Source organism: Sphingomonas asaccharolytica NBRC 15499 (assembly GCF_001598355.1).
Classification (GTDB): domain Bacteria; phylum Pseudomonadota; class Alphaproteobacteria; order Sphingomonadales; family Sphingomonadaceae; genus Sphingomonas; species Sphingomonas asaccharolytica.
In genome coordinates, this window is record NZ_BCYU01000148.1 from 1 (window position 1) to 4326 (window position 4326).

The following is a 4326-nucleotide window of genomic DNA, read 5'->3' on the forward strand; positions in this document are numbered from 1 at the left end:
GGCTGTCAGACCGGCTCGATCGCCGCAAGCCGTTCCTGGTCGCCGCCGCTGTCGTCACCGCAATCGGTCTCGCCGGCATGGCGATGGCGCATAGCTGGACGGCGGGAGCGATCGGTTTTGCCTGCTACACGATCGGCTATAGCGTGTTCCTGCCGCTTCAGGTCGCCTTCTCGATGCAATTGCTGCCCGACCCGCGGCATCGCGGGCGCGATCTCGGCCTGTTCAACCTGACCAACACCTTGCCCTCGTTGCTCGGCCCGTTGCTGACCTGGTGGCTGGCGTCACCACGCGATTTTGCCGCGGTGATGGCGATGCTGGCGGTATTGGTCCTGTGCGCCGGGCTGGCGATGCTCGGCGTGCGGGGTAGGCGCTAAACTCGGAGGCCGGCTGTTTTTATAAGCGGGCCTCCGTCACCAAATCTAGGCGAAGACAGCGTCGAGCCCATGCGACTCCGGCCCCTCTTTCAGCCCGCGCAACTCGACATAGACGGCAGTAGGGAGGGTCCCGGCGATCGTCGCACTGATGGTTCCGGTGATCACTGCCACACCCCCGGTAAATAGCGGCATCATGCTGCTGCCGCCGGTGAGGATGCCCGTCGCACCCGCGATGCCGCCGATGACCGCCGACAGGATGACCACACCGACCAACACTGCGAACAGGATCAACAGCACGACAAAGACATTCCAGCGCTCGCCCTTGGTCAGGTCGGCACTGCGTCCCAAAGCAGCGAACACGCCTTCGCGCTCCGCTACCACGACAGGCGCAGCGACATACCACATGACTGCCAGGATGATGCCGGGCACGATCAACAGGATCGCCGCGAAACCGACCGCTAGACCGCTGACGATGCCCAATCCCAGCAGCGGCAGCAGCCGGCGAAGGGCCGTCGACAAGCATTCGCCGAACGTCGCCCGCTCGCCATGGCTCGAAGCGATCGTCGCGCGAACCAATGCGCCTTGCGCCAACACCGCGAAGACCATGTTGAGCAGCGACCCGATCATCACGATGCCAGCATATTGACCCAGGCTGATCGAGCCCGCCGCGAGCTGTGGCGTGAGCGATTGCTGGAAATAGGAGATCACGCCCTGCGGCAGGCCCCCGAACAGGAACGCGATGCCCAACATCACGAACAGATTACCGAAAATCGCCCCGAAGGCGGTGTTGAGAATGCGTCCGATCGACATGAAGCCCCCTTTATGTCCTGCCCCAATCTGAACTCCGCGTCCGTCGATGTCCAGAACGACTTGGTTCAAAAGGAAGTTTTAGCGGTTGCGCGCTTACCAGCATGGGGTAAGCAATATGGGTTGTTAGCGCAGGGGTAGCGTTTGGCCGGGGGAAATACGCAGGGTGCCGCGGCCGCTGCCGACCGCTTCACCGCGGCGCATGACGCGCTGCGCGCGGACCCGTCCGTCCAGTTCACGCTGGCCCCGCCGCCTCCGCCGCCCGCACCGCCGGCCTGGCTCAAGGGGCTCGCCCACTTCTTCGAATGGCTGGGGCATGTGCTCGCCCCGATCGGCCGCTTCTTCGCCTGGCTGACCAGCTTCATGCCGGCGGCGCCTTATGCCCGCATCCTGTTATGGGGCGTGATCGGCATCGCCGCGCTGGCGCTGATCTGGCTGATCGTCGAACGGCTGCGCTACGGCCAGTGGCGCCTGCCGCGCCGCCGGTCGCGCGCCGCGACGCCGGTCGCGATCGAGGATGAGGAGCAATGGCAGCCCGACGCCGCGCAAGGCCGCGCCTGGCTCGACGAGGCCGATGCTCTCGCCGCCAAGGGTCTGTTCGCCGAAGCGGTCCACCATCTGCTGTTCCGCTCGATCGAGGATATTCGCCAGCGCCGGCCGCAGGCCGTGCGACCGGCCCTGACCAGCCGCGAACTCGCCGCCGCGAGCACGATCCCGAGCGCCGCGCGCGAGCTGTTCGCGTCGATCGCCCGCCATGTCGAACAGAGCCTGTTCGGCGGCCGCCCGGTCGATGCCGATGCCTGGCAGGCGGCGCGCACCGCTTATGCCGATTTCGCTCTTCCCAAGATGTGGAAAGCATGAGCGACCTCGTCATCGGCCGCGGTAGCGACGATCGCGGCGCGTTCCGCCTGCGCACGGTGATCCTGCTGCTCGCGGTCGGTATTATCGGCTTCGTCGCCTTGCTGTTGGGCAATGCCTATGAGGCGCCGACCGATTCGACCAACGGATCGTCCGCGCACGCACTGTCGAACGGCGCCACCGGCTATACCGGAATCGTCCGGCTGGCGCGCGCGATGGGCAAGGATACGCGGGTGATTCGTGACCCGTCGCAACTCGGTCGCGATAGCATGCTGATCCTGACCCCGCCGCTGGGCTCGACCCCGCTCGGCGACGTGCTGGCGCGGCGCAGTGATCTTCCGACATTGGTGGTGCTGCCGAAATGGTTGACCATACCGCAACGCCCCGCCGGCCAGCCCGGTTGGGTGATGCGCTTGGGGCTGATCCCTAAAAGCGAACCACAGGGCGTGCTCGCGCCCGATTACAAGTTCACCGTAACGCGGCAGGCGAGCGGCGGTCGGCCGTTGTGCTCGGCCGGCTGGATTACGCACGAATTCGGGTTCAAGGCACCGCGGCCGCTCCAGACAATCAGCGGCAACAGCAACCTCAAACCGCTGCTGACCGACGAGGACGGCAATATCGTGCTCGGCGAGATCGGGGACAAATCCTTCTACGTGCTGGCTGACCCCGACCTCCTGTCGAACATGGGAATGCACGACGAAAGCCAGGCGCGCGCCGCGCTCGCCTTGCTTGAGACGCTCAACGAGGACGGCAACAAGGATTTCGATTTCGATGTCACCGCGGCAGGGCTCGGCAAGGCCAAGAACCCGTTGCGGCTCGCCTTCGATCCGCCGTTCCTGGCGATGACCTTGGCGATCGTCGCGGCGATGCTGCTGGCGGGATGGCAGGCCTTCGCGCGGTTCGGCCCCGCAGTCCATCGCGAGCGCGCGATCGCGTTCGGCAAGACCGCCCTGGTCGACAATGCCGCCGCGCTGATCCGCAAGGCGGGGCGCCAGGCGCGGCTGGGCGGACGCTATGTCGAGGCGATCCGTGAGCGCGCGATCGTCGCGTTCGGCGTGCCGTCGCGGCTGCGCGGGCCGGCGATCGACGCCTATCTCGACAAGATTTCCGGGCGGTCGCGGTTCACCGACCTCGCCCAGGCCGTGGACGATGCGGACGACAAGGCCAGCCTGGTCGCCGCGGCGCGCGCACTACACGATTGGCAGAAGGAGAAGGGCAAGTGACGGTCGAGGAAGTCCGCAATCTGGCGATGGCGATTCGCCAGGAAGTCGGCAAGGCCGTGGTCGGCCAGGAAGCGACCGTCGAGCTGATGCTCGTGGCGCTGTTCGCCGGCGGCCACATCCTGCTCGAAGGCCCGCCGGGCACCGCCAAGACCCTGCTCGCGCACAGCTTCGCGCGCGCGGTCGGGATCAAATTCGGGCGGATTCAGTTCACCCCGGACCTGATGCCGGGCGACATCATCGGCGCCAATCTGTTCAACTTCCAGACCTCGACCTTCACGCTGACGCGCGGGCCGATCTTCACCGACATGCTGCTCGCCGACGAGATCAACCGCACCCCGCCGAAAACCCAAGCGGCATTGCTCGAGGCGATGCAGGAACGCACCGTCACGATCGACGGGGAGAGCCTGTCGCTAGGCGACCGCTTCATGGTGGTGGCGACGCAGAACCCGATCGAGCAGCAAGGCGTCTATCCCCTGCCCGAGGCGCAACTCGACCGCTTCCTGTTCAAGCAGACGGTCGACTATCCCTCGGCCGCCGAGGAGCGCAAGATCATCGCCACCCACGGCGCCAGGACCGGCGCGATGGAACCTGAAGGCTGGGGGGTCGAGCCGCGCGCCGACGCCGCCAAGATCGGCGAGACAATCGCCGCGGTCGGCACCGTGCGGCTGGTCGACGAAGTGATCGACTATATCGCCGCGCTGATCCGCGGCACGCGCGACGTCGCCGATCTCGAAAGCGGCGCCTCCCCGCGCGCCGGCGCGATGCTGGCGGGCGCGGCAAGGGCGCGCGCGGCACTCGATGGCCGCGACTTCGTCATTCCCGACGACGTCAAGCAACTCGCCCCCGCTTTGCTCCGCCACCGCCTGATCCTGTCGCCCGCCGCCGAGATCGACGGGCGGATGGTCGAGGAAGTCGTCCATTCGATCATCGAGACGATCGAGGCGCCGCGGTGATGATGGTGGCCGCCGGTCCCCCGCGTCGGTTTGCATCACTAGCCCCTCCCCTTCAGGGGAGGGGTTGGGGTGGGGCCTGGCCACGGGCGACAAGCTCGGTGAGACTGATAC

At 66.7% G+C, this 4326-nt stretch carries 5 protein-coding genes; 4 read left to right on the forward strand and 1 reads right to left on the reverse strand.

Annotated elements, in window-relative coordinates; translation table 11 throughout:
* Window positions 1-374: MFS transporter (locus tag SAS01S_RS21545; protein WP_157082947.1), on the forward strand; the 374-nt coding region annotated here is incomplete at its 5' end.
* Window positions 375-419: 45 nt separating this feature from the next.
* On the opposite strand, the gene SAS01S_RS21550 is transcribed toward SAS01S_RS21545, so the two are convergent.
* Window positions 420-1184: a hypothetical protein gene (locus SAS01S_RS21550; RefSeq protein ID WP_066813220.1), complete on the reverse strand. Its 765-nt coding sequence runs from the start codon at window positions 1182-1184 to the stop codon at window positions 420-422.
* Window positions 1185-1325: 141 nt separating this feature from the next.
* Here SAS01S_RS21550 and SAS01S_RS21555 point away from each other — a divergent pair, with 141 nt between their 5' ends.
* From SAS01S_RS21555 to SAS01S_RS21565, 3 genes are read left to right on the forward strand one after another with little or no spacing between them, the layout of a single operon-like run.
* Window positions 1326-2042, forward strand: a complete 717-nt coding sequence (locus SAS01S_RS21555) for a DUF4129 domain-containing protein (RefSeq protein ID WP_066813221.1) — start codon at window positions 1326-1328, stop codon at window positions 2040-2042.
* Window positions 2039-3262, forward strand: coding sequence for a hypothetical protein (locus SAS01S_RS21560; RefSeq protein ID WP_066813223.1), 1224 nt, complete (start codon window positions 2039-2041; stop codon window positions 3260-3262). Before SAS01S_RS21555 ends, SAS01S_RS21560 begins: the two co-directional genes overlap by 4 nt.
* On the forward strand, window positions 3259-4215 hold the full coding sequence (locus SAS01S_RS21565; RefSeq protein WP_066813224.1) for an AAA family ATPase: 957 nt from the start codon (window positions 3259-3261) through the stop codon (window positions 4213-4215). The genes SAS01S_RS21560 and SAS01S_RS21565 overlap by 4 nt, the downstream gene beginning before the upstream one ends.
* Window positions 4216-4326: the final 111 nt, after the last annotated feature.